The organism is Tenacibaculum sp. IMCC1 (genome assembly GCF_054906355.1).
The window spans coordinates 146,806-168,315 of record NZ_CM142818.1 but is presented as its reverse complement, the minus strand read 5'-3'; the positions used below and the strand labels follow the sequence as shown (position 1 = coordinate 168,315).

Below are 21,510 nucleotides of genomic sequence, written 5' to 3'. Positions count from 1 at the left end.
CTTTTCTAATAAAAAATACTTCCTAAAATAGTTGCTCTTTTTTCACTTGCTGATATTCTTCTACAATTGCTTCTAAAACTTCTTTTGCTGGTTTAATTTCATGGATAAGCCCTGCTACTTGACCTATTTCTAGTTCTCCATCGTCCAAGTTTCCTTCAAACATACCTCTCTTTGCACGTGCACGCCCTAACAATTCTTTTAATTGTTCTATCGTTGGGTTTTGTTGATATAATTCTTGAACTTCTTGAAAAAACTTGTTTTTTACCAAACGTACAGGTGCGAGTTCTTTTAACGTTAGTTGTGTACCACCATCTTTTACTTCAACAATTGTTTTTTTGAAGTTGTCATGTGCTGAAGACTCTACCGTAGCTGCAAAACGACTTCCTATTTGCACTCCGTCTGCTCCCAACACCATTGCTGCTAACATTCCTCTACCTGAACCTATTCCTCCTGCGGCAATTACTGGAATCTTCACTTGTTCTTTTACCATAGGTATTAACGTAAACGTAGTCGTTTCTTCACGTCCGTTATGACCTCCTGCTTCAAATCCTTCACATACCACAGCATCTACTCCAGCTGCTTCTGCTTTTAAGGCAAATTTTACTGAACTTACCACATGTACTACTGTAATTCCTTTTTCCTTTAAAAAAGAGGTCCATGTTTTTGGATTCCCTGCGGAAGTAAACACGATTTTTACTCCTTCTTCAACAATAATATCCATGATTTTTTCAATATCAGGATATAACATTGGCACATTTACCCCAAAAGGCTTATCCGTTGCTTTTTTACATTTTTGAATGTGTTCACGAAGTACTTCTGGATACATCGATCCTGCTCCAATTAATCCTAATCCACCTGCATTTGACACTGCTGAAGCTAACTTCCAGCCACTTACCCAAATCATTCCACCTTGAATGATTGGATATTGTATATTAAATAGTTTGGTAATTCTGTTTTGCATTTTTATCCTCTGAAGTTTAATGGTTGAGAAAAGTTGAAAGGAATCTTTCTATTCATATGTATCGCTGGCTCCCACCCTTTTAAGTTTTCAAAAAAACGAACAATTTCATTTTCTAACTTTTTAGGAACCTTTTCATTGATGGTAACATCTCTTACTGCTCCTTTTATATCAATTACATATTCAACTATAATCTGACCTTTAACTTTGTAACTTATCTTACTTGTTAACTTTTTAAGTTGCTTGTAATATTTATCCTTACCCCCTTTAAAAGTTGGTCTCTTTTCTTTTATAATGTTTTTTAAATCATCAATCTTTTCTCCCTTGTCATTATAATAAGTTGTTTTAATTATCGAATCGCTTTTGGCGATTCCTCTACCTGCCAATTTACCATTATAATGGTAAATTTTCCATACTCCTTCTCTCTTACCATCTATATAAACTCCTTCAATATCCTTATTCCCATTATCGAACCATGTTTGTATTCTCCCATTTCTTTTACCTTTTTTATTGTAGAAAGTTAATGCTGATATTTTTCCATTTTTATTGAACGAAACTGACTCTCCTATTTTAATCTTTTTCTCCTTTGTTAGATAATGTGTATAGTTATATAGTTTTCCGCTGCGTTTATACTTCCTTACCAACCATAATGAATCTGCACTCTTAGTAATAATTTCAAAAGACATTGCTTTCTCCTTATTGTTGATTATATTACCTTTCTTGTCTAAATAGTTTATAATAGAGTCTTTCTGTGAATATCCATTAATATTTATGAACACCAACAATAATAAGAATATCTTTTTCATAGTTTTATTTTTTCCCTTTTTAAGAAATCACACCAGAACCTAATAGCTCTTCATTTTTATACCAAGCAACAAACTGCCCTTCTTGAATAGCCGATTGTGGATTTTCAAATTCAACATAAATTCCGTTGTCTACTTTATACAGAGTAGCTTTTTCTAATGGTTGTCGGTAACGAATACGCGCCTCTACTTCCATAGACTCACCAGTTTGTAAAGCTACATCTTCACGTACCCAGTGCAATTCTTCTTTTGATACAAATAATACACTTCGATACAATCCTTGGTGATTTTTTCCTTCTCCTGTATAAATAATGTTGGTATCTACATCGGTTTCAATCACAAACAATGGTTCTTTGGTACCTCCAACTGCTAACCCTTTACGTTGTCCTTTGGTGAAATAATGTGCGCCTTGATGTTTACCTACTACTTTTCCATCTTCTTTATTATAAGAGAACTTCGTTGAAAAATATGCTAACTCCGCTTCTTTATTCTCAAATTCTGGAACTAAACGATTGTACTGCTCAAATTCATCTGGAATTCGGACAATATCTCCTTCTTTCGGTTGTAGTTTTTGTTGTAAAAAATCTGGAAGTCTTACTTTTCCTATAAAACACAAGCCTTGACTGTCTTTTTTATCAGCTGTAATTAAATCTGCTTCTTTGGCTATTTCACGAACTTCTGGTTTTGTCAATTCTCCAATAGGAAATAACGCTTTAGATAATTGTTCTTGCGATAATTGACATAGAAAGTATGATTGATCTTTATTCGTATCTTTTCCTGCTAATAACTTGTATACAGGCTTTCCATCAATTATTTCTTCTGCTTTTCTACAGTAATGCCCTGTTGCTACATAATCAGCTCCTAAACTTAACGCGATATCCATAAACACATCAAACTTAATTTCTCGATTACATAATACATCAGGATTAGGTGTACGTCCTTTTTCATATTCATTAAACATATAATCAACAATACGCTCTTTGTATTGTTCGCTTAAATCAACTGTTTGAAATGGAATTCCTAATTTTTCTGCAACAATCATGGCGTCGTTACTATCTTCTAACCATGGACATTCATTAGAAATGGTTACTGAATCATCATGCCAGTTCTTCATGAACAATCCAATAACTTCGTGTCCCTGTTCTTTTAGTAAATACGCTGTTACACTACTATCTACGCCTCCTGAAAGTCCTACTACTACTCTTTTCATCTTATACTTTTGAAGCTACAAATTTACGAAATAATAAATGTTTATATTATGGAAATAATTGATGGCTTCATTACTAAAATTGATGAATTCTAATCTCTGATAAGGCTCAGTTTATTTTCTTTTCTAATGTTATTTAAATTATTAATATTTATAATTTAATTTTTAGGAATTGAAAACGCTTTTTTCTTTCTCTTGTCGGTAACTACTTCTCCATCCATGTAAAATTGCCATTTACCATCTCTCTTACCATTTTTATACATCCCTTTTTCTTTTAAATCTCCTTTTAAATCGTAGTATTTCCCTTCTCCTTCTAATTTACCATTTACATAATACACTTCTTCAATCATCACTCCTTCTTCAGTAAAAATCTTAGAAAGTCCATTTTTCTTACCATCTTTATAAATACTTTCTTCAGTTAATTTACCATTTCTATAGTAGTTTTTTAAAACTCCATCTAATTTACCATCAGCATATTCTTCTTCTGAAAAAAGTTCTCCGTCTGAAAAATAATACGTCCATTTTCCTACTCGTTTTTTTCCTATCATCCATCCTTTTGTTTTTACTTTTCCGTTAGGCGTAAAAAATTGCACAAAGGCACTATCGGATTTGGCAGAAAACTCTTTAGTCATAGAAGGAATTCCGTAAGAATTAGGTTCATAAAAATTAAATGTACCTATCTCTTTTCCATTTTTAAACTCTCCTGAATATCTTATTTTGTTTTTATTATCATCATAATATTTTTTCCAAACCCCATGCCTCTTTCCATTAGTATCAAATTTATTTATTTTTTGTGCTTGAGTAGCTGTTATAAAAAATACCGATAACAAAAGTGTTGTTGAAAATATCCTTTTTATATTTATCATGCTATAATTTCTTTTACAATTCAAATTTACATAAACCATACCAATATGAGTCTTGATTTTTTAATTTCTGTGCTAGAAAATGTTGATAATCCTGCTAGAGTAAACAGAAATAATGCTGCAAATATTGTATTAAAGCAACCTGAATTAGTAAAGTTTTTAGTTGATGTTACTTTCGATGTTGATAATAAACTATCTATTAAAGCTGCTTGGGTACTGGAATGGATTTGTACACATAATGGAATTGAATATATTATTCCTTATCTCCCTATTTTTACAAAAAATATATATAGAGTACACTTTGATAGCGCTATAAGACCTTGTGCTAAAATTTGTGAACATTTAGCAACTGCTTTTTCCTCAAAAACAACCAATGGTATAAAAGAACAGTTAACAGAAACTGATATCGATTTAATTATAGAAACGGGATTCGACTGGTTAATTACCGACCAAAAAATAGCAGTTAAAGCCTACACCATGAATACTTTATATTTATTTGGTTTACAAAAAGACTGGGTACATCCTGAACTGGAACATATTATTCGAACAAAAGTGATTCATGAAAGTAAAGGTTGTAAAGCCAGAGGGAAGAAAGTATTGGAGTTGATTGAGAAACATAAAGACCAAAAACAATTATAAAACCTCAGAAGAAAAATCTTCTGAGGTTCTTTTATTATTTTACAAGCAACTAAATACGATATCGTTTATTTTATTACCAAGCCCAGCCTGATGTAGAAGAAACCTGGTCGTTCCAAGACTTCTTCCACCACCACCAACCAGACATGGTGTACCATTTAAGATTCCCTACGTTTAACCCTAAATAACCTGTTGGTGAATAAAAGCCTATAACTTTTCCTCCATAACAAGAGTGCTGGTATAAATATACTACTTGTCGTCTATAAGTTGGTTTTCTAATTTTTAAAGAAGATAATTGGTCGTTATTTCCTGACCCAACCCAATGGTCTCTGTAATAATAGCGTTTTTGCCTTCTCATGCCTGTCATTTCTGTGTTATAGTAGGCATGTTTATAGAAATAAAAGTTACCCGAGCCATACACATCATAGCTATTACATTTTGATGACTTCCCTTCTGTTGAAACTTGATCTCCTGGGAAACCTTCTGCTACTTTTGAGGTGTATTTTTTTAAGTCTTCTGTATTATCGAAAACTTTTACTTCAATATCAGTGCTTCCTTCTTCTGGATTATTAAAAAACAATGATTTTGGAGCTTTTTCTTCGTTACCAAAAATTTCTTGAGCAAAATCTACATCTCCATCTGCCTTCAATACTTCTCCACTTTCTTCATTATATACATAAGATATTTTAAATTGTTTTCCATAATAATCGTACGTATGATTAATAGTTACTGTACTTCCTTTTGCTAATTGTAATTCTTCTTTTTTTGATTCATTTTCAATTATTTCTTCACTTTGACAGCTAAAAAGTAATGTAAAACACATTACTGCCATCCATAAAAAATTTTGTTTTTTCATTTTTTCTTATTTTTTAAAATCCTTAGCATCTACTAAGAATTTATTCGTTTGATTAGTTAGTTTTTTAATTTTTTTAGAGGTATTAAAACCTCTCCGTTTTTAAAACGAGAATAATCTACAACGTATTTATTTGCTTGTAAAGTAATATTAGTTTTACCTAATTCCTTTGCAATATAGTCTCTTAGAGATATATCTTCTGAGATAATGAAATCTTCTTCTAAACTTCTAAAAAATACCAATCGTAATGACTCGCCTTCATTTCTGAATGCTATCATACCATTATCTTCATCGTTATTCCCTTCCCTAAGTTTCGAGAAAATCTCTTTTACCTCTAAGTTTTTGTTGTTTAACAGTTCGTTTGCAGTGTCTTCTTTTTGCCATGCTTGTAGCATCAGAGGCGACGCTTACTAATACAAAGTTTTGTAGTTGTTTCATAAAATAATAGTTTTCGGGGTTAATTATGAAATCAAATTTACATGAACTAAAAAACACAAACACCAGTTAAACAGCTATTTAAAACACAGGCAAAACCCTTTTTTAACCTAAAAAATACCTCTTTATAAATTAATTCCTATCCTTTACAAAGTTAATTCGTAACCTTTTTTAAAAACTTTTTAGGTTTGAGTCATTATTAACAATCAAATTTATATTATTATGAAAAAAAGCATTTTAAACTTAAAAAGTTTTCAATTATTATCTGAAAAAAATCAAAAAAACATATATGGAGGAGCTAAAATTCCTCTAAATGGAGGAATGGCAAATACAACTCCTCTTACTCCTCTTAAAACTGTAGTGTCATGGAGATGTTGGAACAGAATTACTTCTCAATATGATATTATTTATAACGTTGGAAATCCTGGTGTTGAAGACTTTCAAGGGTATGAATATTGTCAACCTGTAATTCAATAAGGTAGATAACCTTCTTTTATTTTCAATATAAAATGAGAACGTTAAGTATTGTGAGATTAATAGAAGTATTCTAATTTTTTATAAAAACTGTTATTCTTTAACTTTTAATATTATTAACAATCAAATTTATATTATTATGAAAAAAAGCATTTTAAAGTTAAACGGTATTCAAAAATTAAACACAGTTGAACAAAAGGAACTAGTAGGTGGTCATATAGTTAACATTGACAAAGCTAGATCACACATTACATGGAAGTGTTTTCGAAACAACTCAGGTAGTACATTTTTTTTATCTCCTGTAGACCTTTCATCTCCAACTACTTCTTGTTATGCGTACGATAACACTTATAAAGCTCCAACAAATGGTACTAATTATGGCATGGGTACCCCCATATAAACTGAAAAATTATTAACCAAATAAATTTTAAATTATGTTAAAAAATATTTTACTACAAAAAGGTGTTAATGAGTTAAATAACACTCAATTAAAAGAAACTCAAGGAGGTCATTATACTGGAAATCTTCAATATACATGTTGGGATAAAACAGGTGCACTTTATGATTCTACAATAGATGCTTCTTATCCAGACGCTGGTATTCATTGTACACCTAACGCAGAAGTTACTGCCTCAGCAATAACAAAGTTCACTGCATAATTATCTCAAAAAGGAGCTGTAAAATTTTTAAAATTACAGTTCCTTTTCTTCTTATAACTCCTTTAAATTCGTAGGTTTTCGATAGCCTTGAAACGGCTGTTTTAACAACTCTTTTAAACTAGAGTTTTTTTCTTCATCTGGAAATGTATCTACTCCATACACTATTTTTTCTCTATCTAACTCCATATACGTTCCTAATAAACGGTCCCAAATAGAAAAGATATTTCCGTAGTTAGAATCTGTATAAGGTAATAAATTATGATGATGTACTTTGTGCATATCGGGTGATACAATCACATAACTCAATACCTTATCTAACTTTTTAGGCATTTTTATATTAGCATGTGTTAACTGCGTAAACACTAACGATATTGATTGGTACAACATTATTATAGCTATTGGAGTCCCGACTAAAAAAACGCCTACTAAAGTAAATGTAAAACGAATTACACTTTCTATCGGGTGATGTCTGTTTGCTGTTGTGGTATCCACTTTATGATCAGAATGGTGAACTAAATGTACCATCCACAAAGGTTTTACTTTATGTTCAACTAAATGTGCTAAATAAGCTCCGAAGAAGTCTAAAAATAATACACCTAACAATACGTACAACCACAATGGCATTTCGGGTAGCCAGTTGATTAATCCAAAGTCATTTGCTTGCACCCAATCGGCAGTCTTTAATAATAAGAATGCCAATACAAAATTGATAATTACCGTAGTTGCAGTGAAAAATAAATTAGGCCATGCGTGTTTCCATTTATTGTATTTAAAACTAAATAATGGTACAGCGCCTTCCAATAACCAAAAGAAAGTAATTCCGCCAACTAAAATAATACTTCTATGACTAGAAGGAATCGTTTCAAAATAATGTATAAGAGTTTCCACTATGATATATTTTTCCTAAAAATAGAAAAAATATCTATAAAAACTTATTTCTTAGAACTTCCCGATTGTGGTAATCTCTTTTTCAACTCCTCTACTATTCGGTAAGTTGCAGGACAGACCTCCGTATTTTTAATAGTTAAATCTGCTAATTGGATAAACTTTTTACGATTAGTATGTGGATATTCTGAGCAAGCTTTTGGACGCACATCATAAATAAAACACGTATTATCTGATTCATCTAAAAAAGTACACGGAGCAGATTGTAAGACCATGAAATTATCTTCATCTCGCTGTAAATATTGATTAGTAAAATCAATCACCTTCATTTTTAAGTGTTTTGCAATGCGCTCTATATCTTTTTCAGTAAAAATTGGTGAAGTCGTTTTACAACAATTAGCACATTCTAAACAGTCGGTACGCTCAAATTCTTCCTCATGCAATTCTTGCATTAATAAATCTAAGCGTTTAGGGGTACGCTTTTTTAATCGTTGAAAATACTTCTTATTTTCTTGTAAAGCGTCTTTGGCTAATTTTGGTAAGTTTTCAAGGTCTTTATCCATGGTACAAAGGTACGAAAGCACCTTTGAAGTCATACATTATTCTGCCTTAAAAAATCATAAGGCAAATCGTGGGAAGAAAAAATTAAAAACACTAATTTTGTGCGACAATTAAAAAGAACCAATGAATATTCAATCGTTAATAGAAACGAAAGTAAAAGAAGGATTTTTAGCCTTGTATGATGTAGAAATTCCTAGTGTAGAATTTCAAGCAACCCGTAAAGATTTTGAAGGTGACATTACAGTAGTTGTCTTCCCATTACTACGGTACAAAAAAGGAAATCCTGTTCAAATTGGTGAAGATTTAGGAAAATATTTAGTCGAGAACATCAACGAAATTACTAGCTACAATGTCGTAAAAGGTTTTTTAAACTTAGTGGTTGATGATTCTTTCTACGTAAACTTTTTTAATCAAATAGCTACTGATGCAACTTATGGCTTTGTAAAAGAAGACAAAACAGATGCACGTATGGTGGAATATTCTTCTCCTAACACTAACAAACCTTTACACTTAGGACATGTTCGTAATGTATTGTTAGGATATTCAGTTGCTGAGATTTTAAAGGCTGCGGGACATAAAGTGTACAAAACACAAATTATCAACGATCGTGGTATCCATATTTGTAAGTCTATGTTGGCTTGGAAAAAATTTGGAGAAGGAGAAACTCCTGAATCTACTGGATTAAAAGGCGATAAACTGGTTGGAAATTACTATGTAAAATTCGATCAAGAATATAAAAAAGAAATTAGCAACCTAGTCGCTTCTGGTGTTTCTGAAGACGATGCTAAAAAGCAAGCTCCTTTATTTGTTGAAGCACAAGAAATGTTACGTAAGTGGGAAGCTGGTGATAAGGAAGTTGTTGCTCTTTGGGAAATGATGAACGGATGGGTATACAAAGGTTTCGACGTTACTTATGAAAACATCGGAGTTAACTTTGATAAATTATACTATGAAAGTAACACCTATTTATTAGGAAAAGATATTATTGAGGAAGGTTTACAAAACGGAGTTTTCTACAAAAAAGAAGACAGTTCTGTTTGGTGTGATTTAACTGACGAAGGACTAGATGAAAAATTAGTGTTACGTTCAGACGGAACTGCAGTATATATGACACAAGATATTGGAACTGCTATTCAACGTTCTAAAGATTTTCCTGATGTAAACGGAATGGTATATACCGTAGGTAACGAACAAGATTATCATTTCAAAGTGTTATTCTTAATCTTACAAAAATTAGGATACTCTTGGGCAAAACAATTATTCCATTTAAGTTACGGAATGGTTGATTTACCTTCAGGAAAAATGAAATCTCGTGAGGGTACTGTAGTTGATGCTGACGATTTAATGGATGAAATGACAAACACTGCTCGTGAAATTTCACAAGAATTAGGAAAGCTAGAGGGGTATTCAAACGAAGAGAAAGAGGAGCTATATAAAATTATCGGATTAGGAGCTTTAAAATACTTCATTTTAAAGGTAGACCCTAAAAAGAGAATTTTGTTTGACCCGCAAGCATCGGTAGATTTCCAAGGAAATACAGGTCCGTTTGTACAATATACGTATGCAAGAATTCAGTCTATCTTACGTAAAGCTAATTTCGATTATTCTTCATCTATATCTGTAGAATTACACGAGAAAGAAAAAGAATTAATCAAACAATTAGAACAATACCCTGAAGTAATTCAGCAAGCAGCGGGTAACTATTCTCCTGCTGTGATTGCCAATTACACATATGATTTGGTAAAAGAGTTCAACTCATTCTATCAAAATGTATCTATTTTAGGAGAAGAAAATCAAGATAAAAAAGTATTTAGAGTTCAGTTATCTAAAAAAGTAGCTGACACTATAAAATCTGCATTCAAATTATTAGGAATTCAAGTTCCTGAAAGAATGTAAAGTGATTTAAACTATGAAGGTAAAAGTTTTATTAACAATAGTATCCTTAATTACATTAAGCATATCTGCTCAAAACAAGCCATTGGGTAAAGTTTTTTTGAGAAATGGTAAAGTACATTCAAATGGTTATGAATGGATTGATAATGGGATGGCGAAAAGTCCACAAATAAAATATAAAACTAACGAAGGACTTCAATTCATTCATGATTCCAAAGAAATAGAAAAAGTTAGAAACTATTCTGTTAATTCAAAAGGTATTAAAGACAGCACTGACTATTTCTATAAATTCTATAAAACTCAATTTAAACTAATTAGGAAAGTAACAACTTCTGGAGGTAAATTAGAATTATTCGCAGAAGATTTTATAAATATGTATCCTACTAAGCCTTTCAGTAAAACTTATGGGTCTACTCAAGTTTATTACTTAGGAAAAACACAAAGACCAAAAATTGTAAAACTACCTAGAAGAAAAACAAGTAAAAAGTTTAAGAAGGTTTTATCAGAGTATACCTCTAAATGTAAAGCCTTTACTGAAAAAATAAATAATAAAAATTTTCTTAAAGAAAACCCTGTAAATAAAATAGTTTCTTATTACAATGAAAATTGTAAATAAATAATTAAACAAACAACAAGTAAAAAGTAAACAACATGAAATACGACGTACTAATAATCGGAAGCGGTCCTGGAGGTTATGTAACTGCAATTAGAGCATCTCAATTAGGGTTTAAAACCGCTGTAGTTGAAAAGGAAAACTTAGGTGGAATTTGCTTAAACTGGGGATGTATTCCTACCAAAGCATTATTAAAATCTGCACAAGTATATGATTATTTAAAACATGTTGATGAGTATGGTTTAAAAGCAGAAGCTATCGATAAAGATTTCGAAGCTGTTATTAAACGTAGTCGTGGTGTTGCTGAAGGAATGAGCAAAGGTGTTCAGTTCTTAATGAAGAAAAACAAAATTGATATCATCGACGGATTTGGTAAAGTGAAAACTGGAAAAAAAGTAGATGTTACCGATAAAGATGGTAAAGTAACTGAATATTCTGCAGATCATATTATTATAGCTACTGGAGCTCGTTCTCGTGAGTTACCAAGTTTACCTCAAGACGGTAAAAAAGTAATTGGTTACCGTGAAGCTATGAGCTTACCAACGCAACCTAAATCGATGATTGTTGTAGGTTCAGGTGCTATTGGAGTTGAGTTTGCTCATTTCTATAACTCAATGGGAACTGATGTAACTGTTGTTGAATTTATGCCAACAATTGTTCCTGTTGAAGATAAAGATGTTTCTAAACAAATGGAGCGTTCTTTCAAAAAAGCGGGAATTAAAGTAATGACAAGTTCTTCTGTAGAGTCTGTTGATACTTCTGGTGACGGAGTAAAAGCAACTGTAAAAACTAAAAAAGGAGAAGAAGTTTTAGAAGCTGATATCGTTTTATCTGCTGTTGGAATTAAAACAAATATTGAAAACATTGGTTTAGAAGATGTTGGAATTATTACTGATAGAGATAAAATCTTAGTAAACGACTGGTACCAAACGAACATTCCAGGATACTATGCGATTGGAGATGTAACTCCTGGTCCGGCATTAGCACACGTTGCTTCAGCAGAAGGAATTACTTGTGTTGAAAAAATAGCTGGCTTACATACTGAAGCTATTGACTATGGAAACATTCCTGGTTGTACATATGCTACTCCTGAGATTGCTTCTGTTGGTTTAACTGAAGAGCAAGCAAAGGAAAAAGGTTACGAATTAAAGATTGGTAAATTCCCTTTCTCTGCATCTGGTAAGGCTAAAGCTGCTGGAACTCCTGACGGATTTGTAAAAGTTATTTTTGATGCTAAGTACGGTGAATGGTTAGGATGCCATATGATTGGTGCTGGTGTTACCGATATGATTGCTGAAGCTGTTTTAGGCCGTAAATTAGAAACTACTGGTCATGAAGTATTAAAAGCAATTCATCCACACCCAACTATGAGTGAAGCTGTTATGGAAGCTGTTGCTGACGCTTATGATGAAGTAATCCACTTATAAAATTCTCAAATTTTATATAACTATAACCTCGTCATTTTTGGCGAGGTTTTTTTATATTTGAATATGAAAAAAATACTCCCAATATTCGTTTTATTATGCTGTTTTTATTCTTGTAAAACAGAAGAAAAAAAAACTCCTTTAAACCCATTAACGGTTCCCTTAAACGAACGTCCTATACCAAAACTTCCAAATACTAGAAATATTTCTACTAATGTTATTGGAGGTGCACATTATATATGCCCTAACAAATGTAAAGGAGGAACTTCAAGTGTTCAAGGCACTTCTTGTCCTGTTTGTAAAACTCCTCTTGCTCATAACCAAGGTTTTCATAATACCCAAAACAAAACTTCAAACTCACCAATATCAACACCCGTAACGCCCCCCACTTCTGGTCCAAATGCAGCTGGACAATATCATTATACTTGTTCTAACGGTTGTACTATTGGTTCAGATAATTCAGGCCAATGTAAGAGTTGTGGTGGAAAGCTAGTTCATAATGCTGCTTTTCATAGTTAAAAAGTACGTAATTTCCTTACTATTATTACGGTTTTTAATTAAGTTCCTTAACCTCTATTATCTAACTTTGTTATAAATTATAAAAATTTACACTTATGTTAAGAAATGTTTTAAAATTAGGTTCTGTTTTAAAAAACCATGAACAAAAATTAATTACTGGAGGAAATAATATGAAAGAATGTTCTTTAGGGGATCGTTGTACTAGTGATCCTCAATTTCCATCTTATTGTATTCTAGGGGTCAACCTTTGTTGCGTAAATGGTTTTTATGAAATATGTGGTCAATAACATAATCATCTCCTAAGATATAATTTATACTTTAAAGCGTGTGATCAGAATATATTAAAGAATTTATAAACCTCACCATAATAAGGTGAGGTTTACATAACAGCTCTACTTATAGTAGCTTGATAACACTTTTATCTAAAGAAATTATTATTTAATATTTTTTTGCATTTTATTTTTCTAATATATCTTACCTGACCTAACTATACCACCAATTTATTAGAAATGCTGATAAAAACCTTTTAAGGCTATAAAAAAGTTTATATCAAAGATTTTCTTAACCCCTCTTCTACATTCTTCCACAAAAAGTTCCAAAAAGAACGAGTTTGATCTCTTTCAAAGTTTTTTATTTCTACCTTTTCTAATTTATTTTTTGAAGAATTTTTCACAAATAAATTAGCTAACCAAGAAACTACTTTTTTTACTCCTTTTTGCTTATTGAGCATTTTCAACTCAAGGTTTTTAAATGCTATAGCAAAATCTCCATTAGAAAAATTATCATTACCATAAAAATTAAAAAACAGCTTATCTATTTTACCTTCGCACTTTATATTTAGTGCAGGCTCTATAAATGAGTTTATATTTTTTGAACTTACTTCATAAAGTTTTCCTTTAATTGTAAAAGCATCATTAACATCTGCTATATTGAATCTCCAATCAATTGATAAAGGAGATGTTCCCATAAAGTCACTTTTAATCTTAACAATTGTAGTTGGAATGCTATCTTTTATTTTAACATTTGTCAAGTTAGTTACAATTGCATCAATGTTTTCAAAACTTACCAATCCTGCTTTTCTTTCCTTATTAGTTAGCTCTTCATAAGTAATTTTAGTATCCTTTATTTTAATACTATCAATTACAAAATTAATTGGTAGTTCTCTTAGACTCTTACTATATAAGTCTTTTCTTTTGTTTCTATGATTAAGAACTGTTGCATCTAGGTATACACCAAAGTCTCCATCACTTATTAATATTTTGTCAATAGTAAAAAGTAACTTTTTTTTATTTGTTAATTTTATTTTAGGTACTTCTATTTTTTTAATAAATAAATCTAATATATCCTTTTCATAAGGAACATGATATATGTAGTTCTTTCTAGGTTTAAGAGGAGTAATTTTCACACTATCAAGTTTAAGAAAATTATCCTCCAATTTAAGATTAGCTATGCTATAAGATTGAATTTCTGAACCCTGTGCATCAAAAGCATTAAGCTTCAATGAAATTTTTTCATATAGAAAAGGAATTGTCGTTTTTAAATCTTTTGAGTATTCTAATTTTGTAAGTTTTAACCTATAGTTATCTATAGTAATAGGGTAATTTTTATCATTTATAATAGCTAAAGCTGAATTTTTAATTTCTAACTCATCAATAGTTATTGGCATTCTCTTTTTTTTATGTATAGTATCTTTTTCCTTAGCATTAAATATATCTTTAGGTATTTTTCCTTTTATAATAGAACTATTTAAGACTATTTTATCGATTGATAGTTTATCTTTAATAAAGTAAGCATAATAAGAAACTCCTTTTACACTTAAGTTATTTATTTTAAGATGTATACTATCTTTTTCTAAAAAAAAATCATCAATACTAATATTACCTAATAATACATTAGCTTTTACTTTTCCTGTATAATTAATATGTTTTTTAACTAAGGTTTCTGTCAGTTTTTTTTCAATTTTACCTGCTGCTATATAGTTCAGACTCAAAATTAAGACTGAAAATAGGACTACTATTATTACAATTATTTTTATTGTTTTTTTTATCACAGCAAATTTTAAATTTTGTTAAACTTAGTTAATTATTTATTTTTTTTACATTTAAAATCCTCTGAAACATTTAAAAAAATATTTAATTCTATTTTTATTGAATATTTTTCATTTCGGCATAATAGTTGTTACTAACAAAACATTAACGTAATAACTACTACTATGGAAAACTATCTACTAAAACAGTTTTGCAATTTGAGGGGATGATTGTTATTGAAAAAGAAAAACTCGAAGTTAATAGCTTCGAGTTTTATTTTATAAATGTTTTATTTACCTGATTAACTTCTTATATTTAATTCGCTTAGGCATTAAATCTCCTCCCAAACGCTTCTTCTTGTTCTCTTCATAATCAGAGAAAGAACCTTCAAAGAAATACACTTGACTATCTCCTTCGAAAGCTAAGATATGTGTACAAATACGATCTAAAAACCATCTATCGTGCGAAATTACCACAGCACATCCTGCAAAATTTTCTAAACCTTCTTCTAAAGCTCGTAAAGTATTTACATCTAAATCGTTTGTTGGCTCATCTAATAACAATACGTTACCTTCTTCCTTTAACGTCATTGCTAAATGCAAACGGTTACGCTCTCCTCCTGATAAGGTTGCTACCTTTTTATTTTGCTCACTTCCCGAGAAGTTAAAACGACTTAAATAAGCTCTTGAATTTACTTGTTTACCTCCCATCATCACTAAATCTTGACCTTCAGAGAAGTTCTCCCAAATAGATTTTTCTGGATCAATATTAGAATGTGACTGATCTACATAAGCTATTTTAGCTGTCTCCCCTACTTTAAAGCTTCCCGCATCAGGAGTTTCTTCTCCCATGATCATTCTGAAAATAGTGGTTTTACCAGCTCCGTTCGGACCAATAATTCCTACAATTCCGGCTTGTGGTAGGTTGAACTCTAAATTTTCGTATAATAATTTGTCTCCATAAGCTTTAGAAACACCTGTAGCTTCTATTACGTTCGTTCCTAAACGAGGACCATTAGGAATGTATATTTCTAATTTTTCTTCCGTCTGCTTCTGATCTTGACTCATTAACTTTTCGTAGTTCTTCAAACGTGCTTTTTGCTTTGTTTGACGACCTTTTGCTCCTTGACGTACCCATTCTAACTCTCGTTCTAAAGTTTTTTGACGCTTAGAAGCTGTTTTACTTTCTTGAGCTAAACGTTTAGATTTTTGGTCTAACCAAGATGAATAGTTTCCTTTCCATGGAATACCTTCACCTCTATCCAATTCTAAAATCCAACCTGCAACGTTATCTAAGAAATAACGGTCGTGTGTTACTGCAATTACCGTTCCTTTATATTGTGCTAAATGATGCTCTAACCAATGTACAGATTCTGCATCTAAGTGGTTGGTAGGCTCATCTAGTAATAAAATTTCTGGTTCTTGTAATAATAAACGACATAAAGCAACACGACGACGCTCTCCTCCAGATAATACTCCGATCTTCTTATCTCCTTCTGGCGTACGCAAAGCATCCATCGCTATTTCTAACTTGGTATCTAATTCCCATGCATTAGAAGCATCAATCTTATCTTGTAGTTCAGCTTGACGATCCATTAACTTTTGCATCTTATCTGCATCAGAATATACTTCTTCTAAGCCAAACATATCGTTTATTTTGTTGTATTCATCTAAAATAGCAACTGTTTCTGCTACTCCTTCTTTAACAACTTCTAAAACGGTTTTATCTTCGTCTAACTGAGGTTCTTGTTCTAAATATCCTACTTTATAACCTGGAGAGAACGTAACATCTCCTTGGTAGTTTTTTTCTACTCCTGCTATAATTTTTAACAAAGTAGACTTACCTGAACCGTTTAAACCTAAAATACCAATTTTAGCTCCATAAAAGAAACTTAAATAGATATCTTTAAGAACCTGTTTTCCTGTACTTTGGTAGGTCTTAGAGACCTTATTCATTGAAAAAATGACTTTTTTATCGTCGCTCATTTCTCTATATTTTCTTTAATTAAACTCTTCCTTTTAGGGCATTAAACACCCATGCATTTGCAAAAAAACCTAAACCAACAGCTCCAAATCCATACCCTGCTATTTCATCATATTTAAATACTGCTAATCCAATAAGTAAAACCCCCATTAATACCATTATAAGCGTTGCCCAACCTAGGACAGTGTTTTTGTTCATTGCCATAATTTACTTTTTTCAATAAAATGTGAGCTACAAATATCGGTAATTATTTAGACTTATTCACTGTAGTTTTACGCATAAAAAAAGTCTTGCATTGGCAAGACTTTTTTAGTGATTTTAAATTTATATACTACTAGAGTTCAGCAGCTAATCTACTTCCTTGATTTATGGCTCTCTTTGCATCTAATTCTGCCGCAACATCAGCTCCTCCAATTACATGTACTTTCATTCCTTTGGCTTCTAATGGCTCTAACAATTCTTTAAATGGAACTTGACCTGCACAAATAATTACATTATCAACTGGTAATACTTTTTGTTCTTCATTTTGAACATAGTGTAAACCTTCATCATCTATTTTTGTATACTGTACTTCATTTATAAATTGTACTTTTTTTCTTTTTAATACTGAACGATGAATCCATCCTGTAGTTTTTCCTAAATTTCCTCCAAACTTTCCTGAACTACGTTTAAACATATATATTTCTCTTGGTGAAGGATGAACTTCAGGAGTAACACCTTCTATTCCTGCACGTGATTTTAATGTTTTATCAATACCCCATTCCTTTAACCAAGCATCTATATTTTGAGAAGTACTCTCTCCTTCATGAGCTAAATATTCTGAAACGTCAAAACCAATTCCTCCCGCTCCAATAACCGCAACACGTTTACCTACAGGTTTCTTTAATTTCACAACATCAATATAACTCAATACTTTTTCATGATCAACCCCTTCTATTCTTGGGGTTCTCGGTGTAATTCCAGTTGCTAAAACAACCTCATCAAAATTACCATTGTATAAATCTTCAGCAGTAACCCTTGTGTTTAACTTTACATTTACCTTATGCAATTCTAATTGCTTATTAAAATAACGAATGGTTTCATAAAACTCTTCTTTTCCTGGAATTTGTTTTGCTATATTAAACTGACCTCCTGTTTCTTTATCGGCATCAAATAAGGTTACATCGTGCCCTCTTTGAGCTGCTACTGTTGAAGCTGCTAAACCAGCTGGTCCTGCTCCTACAATTGCTATTTTTTTCTTTTTTGAAGTTAGATTATAGTTAAGTTCTGTTTCGTGACATGCTCTTGGGTTTACCAAGCAACTTGCTACTTTCTTTTGAAATGCATGGTCTAAACAAGCTTGATTACAAGCTATACAAGTATTTATTTCATCTATTCTTTCTTCTTTAGCTTTGTTTACCCATTCTGGATCTGCTAAAAATGGGCGTGCCATTGAAATCATATCTGCATGTCCTTCTGCCAAAACTTTTTCAGCAGTATCTGGCATATTTATTCGGTTAGAAGTAACTAATGGAATAGATAGTTCTTCTTTCATTTTTTTGGTTACCCAAGTAAACGCAGCTCTAGGTACTGAGGTTGCAATAGTAGGAATTCGTGCTTCATGCCATCCAATACCTGTATTGATAATAGTAGCCCCAGCTTTTTCTATTTCTTTTCCTAACTGTACTACTTCTTCCCAAGAACTTCCTTGTTCTACCAAATCTAGCATCGATAAACGATAGATAATGATAAAGTTCTCTCCAACAGCTTCTCTAATTTTACGAACCAATTCTACTGCTAAACGAATTCTATTTTCATACTTACCTCCATAATCGTCGGTTCTTTTATTAGTTCTCGTTACTATAAACTGATTAATTAAATATCCTTCAGACCCCATGATTTCTACACCATCATATCCTGCTTCTTGTGATAATTTAGCACAGTTTACAAAGTCTTTTACTGTTCTTCGTATTCCCGATTGCTTTAATGCAAATGGTTTGAAAGGCGTTATTGGTGATTTGATTTTTGAAGGTGCCACATTAAATGGGTGGTATCCATAACGTCCTGAGTGTAAAATTTGCATACATATTTTACCTCCCTCTTTATGAACTGCTTCTGTAATTACTTTGTGTTCACGGGCATGCTTTTTTGTACTCATACGGGCAGAAAAAGGTGCTGTCCATCCTTGAATATTCGGTGCAATTCCTCCTGTAACAATCAAACCTACCCCACCACGTGCACGCTCTGCATAGTAAGAAGCAATGCGTTTAATTCCATTTTTTTCTTCTTCTAAACCAGTATGCATAGATCCCATTAACACTCGATTTTTTAAAGTAGTGAAACCTAAATCTAACGGCTCAAAAATATGTTTGTATTTCATTGTTGAATTTTTATAAAATATTATGCATGCATAACAAATTGCAAGATACATATTTTTTATTATATTTTTTTTATACAAAAAGACCCTATACAATGTATAGGGTCTTTTTATGCTTTTAGGGTATTTTTACCACCAAAATATTATGATTAAACCATTTGAACATATAATGATTATAATAATCCTAACTTTGGTTCCATCGTTTAATTCGGCTTCAAACATGTAAACTGGTTGTCTTTGATACTCATGAGGTACTTGTATTACATTACCATCTTTCATTCTGTGCTCTGCCAAACCAACACCTGAAAATTCATCTTTTACGATACGGTAACTTTTTAAATCTTCTTTTTTAAGGTTTCCTCTTTCTAAAAATAAATCTAAAGTAGGTTTTTCTAGCCCATTTGGATTCATTGGGTATTCATCTGCTCTAACTACTCCGTAATCTTCATGATAATCTAGCTTTAAGTCTTCTGCTGATTTTGCTGCTTTAGTATCTAAAGTTTCTGTTTGAGTTTCGTCTAATAATACAGTTTCTTCATTTTGACATGATGTAAATACCATAAAAAAGATACTTACAAACATTAGGGTTTTTAAAGTCTTCATAAAATTGAGTTTGGGTTAATTAATCAACTCAAATATATCTAAGCATTATTTAGGAATACCTAGGTAAAAGACTACTTATAACACAAGATAAACCTCTTATTTTTAAAAGGATAATAACTTTTTTATACACTCATGTAATTTCTATTTCTTAAAAGGCGTATTTTTTAATCTATATTTCCCTTTTATTAACTATAAACACAAAATCTATTGTCTAATTTTATCTAGTAAACCACTAAGTTGTGTAGCTTCTTCTTCCGTTAAATTTTCAATAAAATCTAAATGTAACTTATCATCTATTGCTTTTAATAACTTTTTTCCTTGTTGCGTAATACTTATATAAACTACTCTTCTATCATGCTTACATCTTTCACGATCTATTAAATTCTTCTCGTATAATTTATCCATTAATCTCGTAGCATTTGGAGCTCGTTCAATCATTCTATCTTTTATTGTTTGAACTTTTATCGCTTCTTTTGCTCCTCTTAAAATACGAAGAATATTAAATTGTTGAGATGAAATACTGTACTGCTTAAAAAACTCATTTTCTTGACTGTTTATCCAATTGGCAGTGTATTTAATATTTATAAACGCTTTAATTTTATTATTTGGAAACTTTGAATTAATATCTTTTGAAATATCTCCCATTGCTTTGGTAATTAGCTGTTAGCTATTAGCCTTTTTTATTAAAATAAGATTATCCTTTTAACTTTAAGTCTTGCATTAATTTGTTGAAAGTATCTGATGATGGTGTCAGATACACTTCATCATCAACAAATAGCGTTGGATATTTAACTTGACCTTCATATAATTCTTTCGTGTGTTCTTTTGCTTCATCATCAACAGAAACATCTTTATATTCAAATGGTACTTCTGCAGATTTTAAAAAGTTTTTATATGCAACTGTATGTGCATGTCCTTTTCTACCATATAAAACTATCTTCATTTTTAACCTCCTTATTTTGAGTACAAAAATACAAAACACACATTTATATACCAAGGAATATAAATTCTTTACAAATATTGAAAAGGAATTTTATTTAAGCTAAAACGTCTGAGTATTCAGGCTTTTTATCAAAAACTGATTTAGCAAATGGGCATAATGGAAGAATTTTGATATTTTTACTTCTAGCAAAATTTACCGAGGCTGCTACCAACTTATATCCTACTCCTTTTCCTCTTAAATCATCACCAACTTCAGTATGATCTATAATTAATTTATCCTTACCTGCCCAAGTATACGTCATTAAAGCAGCTCTATTCCCTTCAACTTCAATATAGAACTCTCCTTTTTTATCATTGTCTTCTTGCTGTACTTTCATAATTACCCTTTAAACTCAACTTTTACATGTGTACCATCACAATATGGTTTGTTATGAGAAGCCCCACACCTGCAAAAAGCAGTTGTTTTATTTTTCTTTTCTGTTGTACCATCCGGATTAGTTACATGCAGAGTTCCGTAAATTAATAAAGGACCATCTTCTAATGCTTCTACCTTAGTTTCTGTATGAGCTGCTGCTTGACTCCCTTCTCTTTTTGAAATATATGATAAAGCTCCTGATGGGCATTCCTCTACTTGCTTTTTAATTCTTTCTGTAGTAGCTCCATCCATCTTAATCCAAGGTCTATTTTGTGGATTAAAAACCTGTATCAAACCTTTCCAACATTTTTTTGAATGGATACATTTGTTTGGCTTCCAAACTACAGTAATATCATTATTACTATAGTTCTTTACAATTTCCTTTGCTTCTGACATAACTT

Annotated in this window: 25 protein-coding genes; 8 read left to right on the top strand and 17 right to left on the bottom strand. The window is 31.4% G+C overall.

Translation table 11 applies throughout. The features are described 5' to 3' along the window. Positions 1-22 precede the first annotated feature (22 nt). The 4 genes from ACXIHB_RS00810 to ACXIHB_RS00795 all read right to left on the bottom strand — a co-directional run bounded on the left by ACXIHB_RS00810 (position 23) and on the right by ACXIHB_RS00795 (position 3,834). Positions 23-961: an NAD(P)H-dependent flavin oxidoreductase gene (locus tag ACXIHB_RS00810; protein ID WP_462098655.1), complete on the bottom strand. Its 939-nt coding sequence runs from the start codon at positions 959-961 to the stop codon at positions 23-25. 2 nt (positions 962-963) lie between these two features. Beyond that, positions 964-1,764, bottom strand: a complete 801-nt coding sequence (locus tag ACXIHB_RS00805) for a toxin-antitoxin system YwqK family antitoxin (RefSeq protein ID WP_047789080.1) — start codon at positions 1,762-1,764, stop codon at positions 964-966. 19 nt (positions 1,765-1,783) lie between these two features. Next, the gene (gene mnmA, locus ACXIHB_RS00800; protein WP_462098654.1) at positions 1,784-2,971 is read right to left on the bottom strand and encodes a tRNA 2-thiouridine(34) synthase MnmA; all 1,188 of its coding nucleotides are present in this window, start codon (positions 2,969-2,971) and stop codon (positions 1,784-1,786) included. 155 nt (positions 2,972-3,126) lie between these two features. Continuing rightward, entirely contained in the window at positions 3,127-3,834 is a 708-nt protein-coding gene (locus ACXIHB_RS00795; protein WP_462098653.1) for a toxin-antitoxin system YwqK family antitoxin, read from the bottom strand. Between the two features lie 45 nt (positions 3,835-3,879). Here ACXIHB_RS00795 and ACXIHB_RS00790 point away from each other — a divergent pair, with 45 nt between their 5' ends. After that, positions 3,880-4,470, top strand: coding sequence for an adenylosuccinate lyase (locus ACXIHB_RS00790; protein ID WP_159491454.1), 591 nt, complete (start codon positions 3,880-3,882; stop codon positions 4,468-4,470). Between the two features lie 73 nt (positions 4,471-4,543). On the opposite strand, the gene ACXIHB_RS00785 is transcribed toward ACXIHB_RS00790, so the two are convergent. Both ACXIHB_RS00785 and ACXIHB_RS00780 read right to left on the bottom strand, forming a co-directional pair. After that, the gene (locus ACXIHB_RS00785; RefSeq protein ID WP_073183735.1) at positions 4,544-5,323 is read right to left on the bottom strand and encodes an ABC transporter permease family protein; all 780 of its coding nucleotides are present in this window, start codon (positions 5,321-5,323) and stop codon (positions 4,544-4,546) included. 56 nt (positions 5,324-5,379) lie between these two features. Next, on the bottom strand, positions 5,380-5,715 hold the full coding sequence (locus ACXIHB_RS00780; RefSeq protein ID WP_239180841.1) for a hypothetical protein: 336 nt from the start codon (positions 5,713-5,715) through the stop codon (positions 5,380-5,382). 262 nt (positions 5,716-5,977) lie between these two features. Here ACXIHB_RS00780 and ACXIHB_RS00775 point away from each other — a divergent pair, with 262 nt between their 5' ends. The 3 genes from ACXIHB_RS00775 (at position 5,978) to ACXIHB_RS00765 (ending at position 6,888) form a co-directional block, all read left to right on the top strand. Continuing rightward, on the top strand, positions 5,978-6,232 hold the full coding sequence (locus ACXIHB_RS00775) for a hypothetical protein (RefSeq protein WP_239180839.1): 255 nt from the start codon (positions 5,978-5,980) through the stop codon (positions 6,230-6,232). 136 nt (positions 6,233-6,368) lie between these two features. Beyond that, a complete protein-coding gene (locus ACXIHB_RS00770; RefSeq protein WP_462098652.1) occupies positions 6,369-6,629 on the top strand; it encodes a hypothetical protein in 261 nt (86 codons plus the stop codon). A 34-nt stretch (positions 6,630-6,663) separates the two neighbouring features. After that, entirely contained in the window at positions 6,664-6,888 is a 225-nt protein-coding gene (locus tag ACXIHB_RS00765) for a hypothetical protein (protein ID WP_073183744.1), read from the top strand. Positions 6,889-6,939: 51 nt separating this feature from the next. Here ACXIHB_RS00765 and ACXIHB_RS00760 read toward each other — a convergent pair whose 3' ends face one another. Both ACXIHB_RS00760 and ACXIHB_RS00755 read right to left on the bottom strand, forming a co-directional pair. Continuing rightward, positions 6,940-7,776, bottom strand: a complete 837-nt coding sequence (locus tag ACXIHB_RS00760; RefSeq protein WP_073183747.1) for a sterol desaturase family protein — start codon at positions 7,774-7,776, stop codon at positions 6,940-6,942. Positions 7,777-7,820: 44 nt separating this feature from the next. Next, positions 7,821-8,336: a YkgJ family cysteine cluster protein gene (locus ACXIHB_RS00755; protein ID WP_047789088.1), complete on the bottom strand. Its 516-nt coding sequence runs from the start codon at positions 8,334-8,336 to the stop codon at positions 7,821-7,823. Positions 8,337-8,457: 121 nt separating this feature from the next. Between ACXIHB_RS00755 and argS the strand changes: the two genes are divergently transcribed. The 4 genes from argS (at position 8,458) to ACXIHB_RS00735 (ending at position 12,783) form a co-directional block, all read left to right on the top strand. Further along, the gene (gene argS / locus ACXIHB_RS00750; RefSeq protein ID WP_462098651.1) at positions 8,458-10,230 is read left to right on the top strand and encodes an arginine--tRNA ligase; all 1,773 of its coding nucleotides are present in this window, start codon (positions 8,458-8,460) and stop codon (positions 10,228-10,230) included. Positions 10,231-10,243: 13 nt separating this feature from the next. Further along, the gene (locus tag ACXIHB_RS00745) at positions 10,244-10,843 is read left to right on the top strand and encodes a hypothetical protein (RefSeq protein WP_462098650.1); all 600 of its coding nucleotides are present in this window, start codon (positions 10,244-10,246) and stop codon (positions 10,841-10,843) included. A 35-nt stretch (positions 10,844-10,878) separates the two neighbouring features. Next, the gene (lpdA, locus tag ACXIHB_RS00740; RefSeq protein ID WP_159614808.1) at positions 10,879-12,267 is read left to right on the top strand and encodes a dihydrolipoyl dehydrogenase; all 1,389 of its coding nucleotides are present in this window, start codon (positions 10,879-10,881) and stop codon (positions 12,265-12,267) included. Positions 12,268-12,330: 63 nt separating this feature from the next. Then, on the top strand, positions 12,331-12,783 hold the full coding sequence (locus ACXIHB_RS00735) for a hypothetical protein (protein ID WP_047789091.1): 453 nt from the start codon (positions 12,331-12,333) through the stop codon (positions 12,781-12,783). 544 nt (positions 12,784-13,327) lie between these two features. Here the strand turns inward: ACXIHB_RS00735 and ACXIHB_RS00730 are convergent. From ACXIHB_RS00730 to ACXIHB_RS00690, 9 genes are all read right to left on the bottom strand, one after another. After that, the gene (locus ACXIHB_RS00730; protein ID WP_167713596.1) at positions 13,328-14,773 is read right to left on the bottom strand and encodes a hypothetical protein; all 1,446 of its coding nucleotides are present in this window, start codon (positions 14,771-14,773) and stop codon (positions 13,328-13,330) included. A 330-nt stretch (positions 14,774-15,103) separates the two neighbouring features. Continuing rightward, the gene (ettA, locus tag ACXIHB_RS00725; RefSeq protein ID WP_047789093.1) at positions 15,104-16,795 is read right to left on the bottom strand and encodes an energy-dependent translational throttle protein EttA; all 1,692 of its coding nucleotides are present in this window, start codon (positions 16,793-16,795) and stop codon (positions 15,104-15,106) included. A gap of 19 nt (positions 16,796-16,814) precedes the next feature. Further along, a complete protein-coding gene (locus ACXIHB_RS00720) occupies positions 16,815-16,991 on the bottom strand; it encodes a CAL67264 family membrane protein (RefSeq protein ID WP_239180883.1) in 177 nt (58 codons plus the stop codon). 136 nt (positions 16,992-17,127) lie between these two features. Beyond that, positions 17,128-19,152, bottom strand: coding sequence for an NADPH-dependent 2,4-dienoyl-CoA reductase (locus ACXIHB_RS00715; protein ID WP_047789095.1), 2,025 nt, complete (start codon positions 19,150-19,152; stop codon positions 17,128-17,130). Between the two features lie 126 nt (positions 19,153-19,278). After that, positions 19,279-19,752, bottom strand: a complete 474-nt coding sequence (locus ACXIHB_RS00710) for a hypothetical protein (protein WP_462098649.1) — start codon at positions 19,750-19,752, stop codon at positions 19,279-19,281. Positions 19,753-19,956: 204 nt separating this feature from the next. After that, entirely contained in the window at positions 19,957-20,397 is a 441-nt protein-coding gene (locus tag ACXIHB_RS00705) for a MarR family winged helix-turn-helix transcriptional regulator (RefSeq protein WP_082118638.1), read from the bottom strand. A gap of 49 nt (positions 20,398-20,446) precedes the next feature. After that, a complete protein-coding gene (locus tag ACXIHB_RS00700; protein ID WP_047789098.1) occupies positions 20,447-20,695 on the bottom strand; it encodes a glutaredoxin family protein in 249 nt (82 codons plus the stop codon). A gap of 94 nt (positions 20,696-20,789) precedes the next feature. Beyond that, positions 20,790-21,071 (bottom strand): GNAT family N-acetyltransferase, encoded by a 282-nt coding sequence (locus ACXIHB_RS00695; RefSeq protein WP_073183761.1) that lies wholly within the window; start codon positions 21,069-21,071, stop codon positions 20,790-20,792. 2 nt (positions 21,072-21,073) lie between these two features. Next, positions 21,074-21,505: a (4Fe-4S)-binding protein gene (locus ACXIHB_RS00690; RefSeq protein ID WP_253057332.1), complete on the bottom strand. Its 432-nt coding sequence runs from the start codon at positions 21,503-21,505 to the stop codon at positions 21,074-21,076. Positions 21,506-21,510 lie beyond the last annotated feature (5 nt).

Coding starts and splice junctions, on each gene's coding strand:
- ACXIHB_RS00810 (WP_462098655.1), bottom strand. CDS start 961: ATGCAAAACAGAATTACCAAACTATTTAATATACAATATCCAATCATT.
- mnmA (WP_462098654.1), bottom strand. CDS start 2,971: ATGAAAAGAGTAGTAGTAGGACTTTCAGGAGGCGTAGATAGTAGTGTA.
- ACXIHB_RS00700 (WP_047789098.1), bottom strand. CDS start 20,695: ATGAAGATAGTTTTATATGGTAGAAAAGGACATGCACATACAGTTGCA.
- ACXIHB_RS00710 (WP_462098649.1), bottom strand. CDS start 19,752: ATGAAGACTTTAAAAACCCTAATGTTTGTAAGTATCTTTTTTATGGTA.
- ACXIHB_RS00755 (WP_047789088.1), bottom strand. CDS start 8,336: ATGGATAAAGACCTTGAAAACTTACCAAAATTAGCCAAAGACGCTTTA.
- ACXIHB_RS00780 (WP_239180841.1), bottom strand. CDS start 5,715: ATGCTACAAGCATGGCAAAAAGAAGACACTGCAAACGAACTGTTAAAC.
- argS (WP_462098651.1), top strand. CDS start 8,458: ATGAATATTCAATCGTTAATAGAAACGAAAGTAAAAGAAGGATTTTTA.
- ACXIHB_RS00790 (WP_159491454.1), top strand. CDS start 3,880: ATGAGTCTTGATTTTTTAATTTCTGTGCTAGAAAATGTTGATAATCCT.
- ACXIHB_RS00770 (WP_462098652.1), top strand. CDS start 6,369: ATGAAAAAAAGCATTTTAAAGTTAAACGGTATTCAAAAATTAAACACA.
- ACXIHB_RS00745 (WP_462098650.1), top strand. CDS start 10,244: ATGAAGGTAAAAGTTTTATTAACAATAGTATCCTTAATTACATTAAGC.
- ACXIHB_RS00715 (WP_047789095.1), bottom strand. CDS start 19,152: ATGAAATACAAACATATTTTTGAGCCGTTAGATTTAGGTTTCACTACT.
- ACXIHB_RS00775 (WP_239180839.1), top strand. CDS start 5,978: ATGAAAAAAAGCATTTTAAACTTAAAAAGTTTTCAATTATTATCTGAA.
- ACXIHB_RS00690 (WP_253057332.1), bottom strand. CDS start 21,505: ATGTCAGAAGCAAAGGAAATTGTAAAGAACTATAGTAATAATGATATT.
- ACXIHB_RS00795 (WP_462098653.1), bottom strand. CDS start 3,834: ATGATAAATATAAAAAGGATATTTTCAACAACACTTTTGTTATCGGTA.
- ettA (WP_047789093.1), bottom strand. CDS start 16,795: ATGAGCGACGATAAAAAAGTCATTTTTTCAATGAATAAGGTCTCTAAG.
- ACXIHB_RS00805 (WP_047789080.1), bottom strand. CDS start 1,764: ATGAAAAAGATATTCTTATTATTGTTGGTGTTCATAAATATTAATGGA.
- ACXIHB_RS00785 (WP_073183735.1), bottom strand. CDS start 5,323: ATGAAAAAACAAAATTTTTTATGGATGGCAGTAATGTGTTTTACATTA.
- ACXIHB_RS00695 (WP_073183761.1), bottom strand. CDS start 21,071: ATGAAAGTACAGCAAGAAGACAATGATAAAAAAGGAGAGTTCTATATT.
- ACXIHB_RS00720 (WP_239180883.1), bottom strand. CDS start 16,991: ATGAACAAAAACACTGTCCTAGGTTGGGCAACGCTTATAATGGTATTA.
- ACXIHB_RS00705 (WP_082118638.1), bottom strand. CDS start 20,397: ATGGGAGATATTTCAAAAGATATTAATTCAAAGTTTCCAAATAATAAA.
- ACXIHB_RS00765 (WP_073183744.1), top strand. CDS start 6,664: ATGTTAAAAAATATTTTACTACAAAAAGGTGTTAATGAGTTAAATAAC.
- ACXIHB_RS00735 (WP_047789091.1), top strand. CDS start 12,331: ATGAAAAAAATACTCCCAATATTCGTTTTATTATGCTGTTTTTATTCT.
- lpdA (WP_159614808.1), top strand. CDS start 10,879: ATGAAATACGACGTACTAATAATCGGAAGCGGTCCTGGAGGTTATGTA.